A 4537-nucleotide genomic window follows, 5' to 3' on the forward strand; every position below is an offset into this window, starting at 1 on the left:
CGGGTAGGGCCGGCGGGCGCGAACGCCCTCAGATGGCTCTCGCCCGCTCGTGGACCGTCGGCAGGAGAGCGGCCACGGCTGGGGTGAGGGTGTCCGGGCGCAGTCCCTTCACGTCGTACACGAGGATCGTGGAGAACCTGCCGTCTGTGCAGACCTGGCCGGTGACTCCCTGAGGCGACTCCTGAGTGGGGAACACAGTGACGACCGAGGTCGACCCTGCCGGCTGCCCTTGGAGTTCGAGCATCTGGGAGAACAACGAGCACGCCTCGTCCGGCTCGAGCGCCTCGCCGGCGGTCACTCGTGCGGCGGCCGTGCGCAGACTCTCGAGGTTCTGCTGGTTCGACACCAGGCCGGCAGGCTCGAGGTCACGGGCGACCTCTGGCAATGCTTGCGCCCACTCGGGTGACGTGACCGATGCTGCCTGGACATATGCCCCCTTGCCGTTCCACCAGCGGCAGTGCGGCAGACCACCGGTACGGCCGTGCTCCGGCTGCGCGTGGAACCCGACGAGGTTGGTGAGGTCGGTCTCGGTCAGCAGCCTGCACGCGTCCTGAGCGCCCGCAGCCGTGGTGGCGCGGACGGTGGACACCTGTCCGGCAGCGGGCGGGCCAGAAGACGAGCACGCGGCGAGGAGGACGCAGCTCGCCACGGCCAAGAGGAGGCGCACGGGGGCACGGTATCTCCCCGTGATCCGGTAGAGCGTCCGGCGCGAGCTCGAGGCGCGGGCTGGTCCGGAACCTTCCTCGCCGACGGACGCCAGGACCGCGGAAGAGGGGACTCAGAGCCGACCGGCCTCGATGATCCGCCGCAGGAACCGCCGGGTCCGGTCCTCGACCGGGTCACCGAGCACCTGCTCGGGCGGCCCGGACTCGAGCACCCGCCCGCCGTCGAGGAAGCAGACGCTGTCGGCGACCTGGCGCGCGAAACCCATCTCGTGCGTCGCCACCAGCATCGTCATCCCCTCGGTCTTCAGCTCCTTGAGCATGCCGAGGACCTCGCCGACGAGCTCGGGGTCGAGGGCGGAGGTGACCTCGTCGAAGAGCATGAGGACCGGGTCGTTGACGAGGGCCCGGGCGATGGCGACGCGCTGCTGCTGGCCGCCGGAGAGCTGGTCGGGGTGCGCGCCCGCGCGGTCGCGCAGGCCGACCCGGTCGAGCATCGCGAGGGCCTTGTCCTCGGCGACGTCCCGGGCGATGCCGTGCACCTTGCGGGGCGCGAGGGTGACGTTGTCGAGCACGGTGAGGTGCGGGAAGAGGTTGAACGACTGGAAGACGATGCCCATCCGGGCGCGGACGGCGTCCGCGTCGACGCGGGGGTCGGTGACGTCCCGGCCCTCGAGGAGGACGGCGCCGTCGTCGACGTCCTCGAGCAGGTCGATGCACCGCAGCAGCGTCGACTTGCCGGAGCCGGAGGCGCCGATGAGGACGACGACGTCGTGGGCGTCGACGTCGAGGTCGAGGCCGTCGAGGACGACGGTGCGGCCGTACACCTTGCGCAGGGCCTGCACCTGGAGAAGCGGTTCGCCGGTCATGCCCGGCCGCCCGTGAAGGTGTACCCGTTGCGGCGCGCGATGTGGTCGGTGAACCGGGTGAGGGGGATGGAGATGAGCACGAACAGGACGCCGGCGACGACGTAGGGGGTGAAGCTCGCGGTCTCGGAGGTCTGGATCTGGGCGTACCGGATCGCGTCGAGGATCGTGCCGCCGACGGAGATGAGGCCGGCGTCCTTCTGGAGGCTCACGACGTCGTTGAGCAGGGGCGGGACGACGCGCCGCACGGCCTGCGGCAGGACGACGAAGCGCATGGTCTGCGTGTTCGACAGGCCGAGCGAGCGCGCGGCGGCCCGCTGGCTGGGGTGGATCGACTCGATGCCGGCGCGGAGCACCTCGGCGACGTAGGCCGAGTACGTCATGGTCAGCGCGATGGTGCCGAGGACGGCCTGGCTCTGCGGGGTGCCCTGCAGACGCAGCCCCGGCACCCCGAAGAGCACGAGGTAGAGCACGATGATCATCGGGGTGCCGCGGAACAGGTCGATGTAGCCGGTGGCCAGCGCCCGTACCGGCCACAGGACCGGGCTGCGCGACGTCCGGAGCACGGCCAGCAGCAGGCCGAAGACGAGCATGAGGGCGCTCGCCGCGAGCCAGACCCGCACGTTGAGCCAGAGCCCGGTCGCGACGTCCGGCAGCGCCGTCCACGCGACCCGCGGGTCGAAGAACGACGCCTGTACCCGTGCCCACCCCGGGGACGTGACCGTGACAAGCACGACCGCGCCGACGAGGACGACGGTGCTCGCCGCGGAGACGAGCACCGAGCGGCGCGTCCTGCCGCGCCGGTAGGCGTCGCGGTCGCGCTGGCGCGCGGACGGCGTCCAGGTGGTCGTCATCGACGGGCCCACGAAGACGCCGCCGCGTACCGGCGACGCGAAGCAGGACGTGTCACGACAGGACGGGCGCGCCCGCCGTGCTCGTGAGCCACTGCTCCTCGAGCTTCTTCAGCGTGCCGTCGGCGCGCAGCGCGTCCACGGCCTGCGAGACGCAGGGGGTGAGCGCGCTGCCCTTGTCGAGCACGAGCCCGAACTGCTCGGGGGTGCCGGTGCCGCTCGGGAGCTGGCCGAGGACGGCGCCGTCGTCGAGGCCGCCGTCCTTCGTGCCGACCGCTGCGAGGAACAGTGCCGTCGGCAGGTCGACGACGATGGCGTCGATCGTGCCGTTCGAGAGGGCGAGCTTCGCGTCGTCGTTCGTGTTGAACACGGCGGCCTTCGTCGCCGGCTTGATGACGTCCTCGATGGCCTTGAAGGACGTCGTCCCGACCTGGGCTCCGAACTTCACCTTCGCGAGGTCGGCGAGCGTCTTCGCCCCGGCGGCCTTGCTGCCCTTCACGGTGACGACGGCCTGGGCGACGTCGTAGTAGCCGGCGGAGAAGTCGATGTTCTTCTTGCGCTCGTCGGTGATGGAGAACTGGTTCACCGCGAAGTCGAAGGTCTTCGGCCCGGGCGCGATGACGCTGTTGAAGCTCGCGACGGTCCACTTCACCTCGGCGTTCGAGAAGCCGAGCTTCGTCGCCACCGCGTACGTCACGGCGGACTCGTAGCCCTTGCCGTTCGTCGGGTCGTCGTCGGAGAACCAGGGCTCGAAGGCCGGCTTGTCCGTCCCGACGGTCAGCGTGCCCGCGGTCTTCAGCGCGAGGGCGTCCTTGGCGCAGGCGTCGGCGGACGACGTCGCGGCCGAGGGGGTGGCCGCGGGCGTGGTCGCCGCGGCGTCGCCGGTGCTGTCCTGCGGGGCGCAGGCGGCGAGCGCGGCGACGGCGGCGAGACCGCCGACGACGGCGAGCACGGTGCGGCGGGCCGCCAGGGGCGAACGGGACATCGGGGGGCCTTTCGACGTCGGGACGAGGTGCCTGGGCAGGTGCCTGGGGGAGGTGCCCGGCGCACCGGACGGCGCCAGGGTAGTCGTCCCATGTTTCGCGCCGCCCGCCGTCCGGGTGAGCCGATACGCGACCGTGACGGGAGTGCTACGGCCCATCTCCCACTAGAGTCGGCGCGTGGCTACCGGCTGGCTCGTCGTGGGGGCGGTGACCGCCGCGGGCGTGCTCTTCTTCGCCGCCGCGATGGCGGCCAACCGCGTGCTGCGCCCGCGCGTGCCGACCCTCGAGAAGGTCACGACGTACGAGAGCGGCGTCGACCCGGTCGGCCGGGGCTGGTCGCAGACCAACGTCAGGTACTACCTGTACGCGTTCCTCTACGTGGTCTTCGCCGTCGACGCGGTCTACCTGTTCCCGTGGGCGACGGTCGTCGAGACCTTCGGCTGGGCGACGGTGGCCGAGATGGGCGTCTTCCTCGGGATCCTCGCCGTCGGCCTGCTCCACGCCTGGCGGCGCGGGGCGCTCGCCTGGCAGGGCGCCCGCCGGCACGGCGGGTCGGCGTCCGGCCCGACGTCCGGGCTGTCCGCCGGCGGGATGTCCGGCACCGGGCGGGGCACCGCATGAGCGACGTTGAGCGGCGCCGGGTCGACCTCGGGATGCCCGGGGTCGGCGTCCTGCAGTCCGTCGCGCCGTACCCGCTGCGCGTCGTCCTCAACTGGGGCCGCAAGTACAGCCTCTGGGTCTTCAACTTCGGGCTCGCCTGCTGCGCCATCGAGTTCATCGCGGCGAGCATGGGCCGGCACGACTTCATCCGGCTCGGGGTCATCCCGTTCGCGCACGGCCCCCGGCAGGCCGACCTCATGATCGTCTCGGGCACCGTGACCGACAAGATGGCGCCCGCCGTCCGCCGGCTCTGGGAGCAGATGCCGGAGCCGAAGTACGTCATCTCGTTCGGTGCGTGCTCGAACTCCGGCGGCCCCTACTGGGACTCCTACTGCGTGACGAAGGGCGTCGACCAGATCATCCCGGTCGACGTCTACGTGCCCGGCTGCCCGCCGCGGCCCGAGGCGTTGCTCCAGGGCATCGTCAAGCTCCAGGAGAAGATCGCGGCCGAGAACCTCGGCGAGCGCTACCGCCGCCCTGCTGCTGCGGCGCACCGGGGGCGACGGCCGCGGGGG

General features: G+C 71.8%; 6 protein-coding genes. 2 read left to right on the top strand and 4 right to left on the bottom strand.

Features of this window, described 5'->3' with window-relative positions:
* Positions 1–28 precede the first annotated feature (28 nt).
* The 4 genes from ECOMGDLI_RS27070 to ECOMGDLI_RS27085 all read right to left on the bottom strand — a co-directional run bounded on the left by ECOMGDLI_RS27070 (position 29) and on the right by ECOMGDLI_RS27085 (position 3364).
* Positions 29–667 carry a hypothetical protein gene (locus ECOMGDLI_RS27070; RefSeq protein ID WP_088319949.1) on the bottom strand — a complete coding sequence of 213 codons (639 nt, stop codon included), beginning with the start codon at positions 665–667 and terminating at the stop codon, positions 29–31.
* Positions 668–778: 111 nt separating this feature from the next.
* On the bottom strand, positions 779–1531 hold the full coding sequence (locus tag ECOMGDLI_RS27075) for an amino acid ABC transporter ATP-binding protein (protein ID WP_088319950.1): 753 nt from the start codon (positions 1529–1531) through the stop codon (positions 779–781).
* On the bottom strand, positions 1528–2382 hold the full coding sequence (locus tag ECOMGDLI_RS27080) for an amino acid ABC transporter permease (RefSeq protein ID WP_088319952.1): 855 nt from the start codon (positions 2380–2382) through the stop codon (positions 1528–1530). The genes ECOMGDLI_RS27075 and ECOMGDLI_RS27080 overlap by 4 nt, the downstream gene beginning before the upstream one ends.
* A 52-nt stretch (positions 2383–2434) precedes the next feature.
* A complete protein-coding gene (locus ECOMGDLI_RS27085) occupies positions 2435–3364 on the bottom strand; it encodes an ABC transporter substrate-binding protein (RefSeq protein WP_088319951.1) in 930 nt (309 codons plus the stop codon).
* Positions 3365–3539: 175 nt separating this feature from the next.
* Here ECOMGDLI_RS27085 and ECOMGDLI_RS27090 point away from each other — a divergent pair, with 175 nt between their 5' ends.
* Together ECOMGDLI_RS27090 and ECOMGDLI_RS27095 are read left to right on the top strand one after the other, a co-directional pair.
* Positions 3540–3983, top strand: coding sequence for an NADH-quinone oxidoreductase subunit A (locus ECOMGDLI_RS27090; protein WP_233153649.1), 444 nt, complete (start codon positions 3540–3542; stop codon positions 3981–3983).
* On the top strand, positions 3980–4537 hold a 558-nt coding region (locus ECOMGDLI_RS27095; RefSeq protein WP_369812797.1), incomplete at its 3' end, for an NADH-quinone oxidoreductase subunit B. The genes ECOMGDLI_RS27090 and ECOMGDLI_RS27095, both read left to right, overlap by 4 nt.

The sequence above is a fragment of the Kineosporia sp. R_H_3 genome, assembly GCF_002198675.1.
Lineage (GTDB): Bacteria > Actinomycetota > Actinomycetes > Actinomycetales > Kineosporiaceae > R-H-3.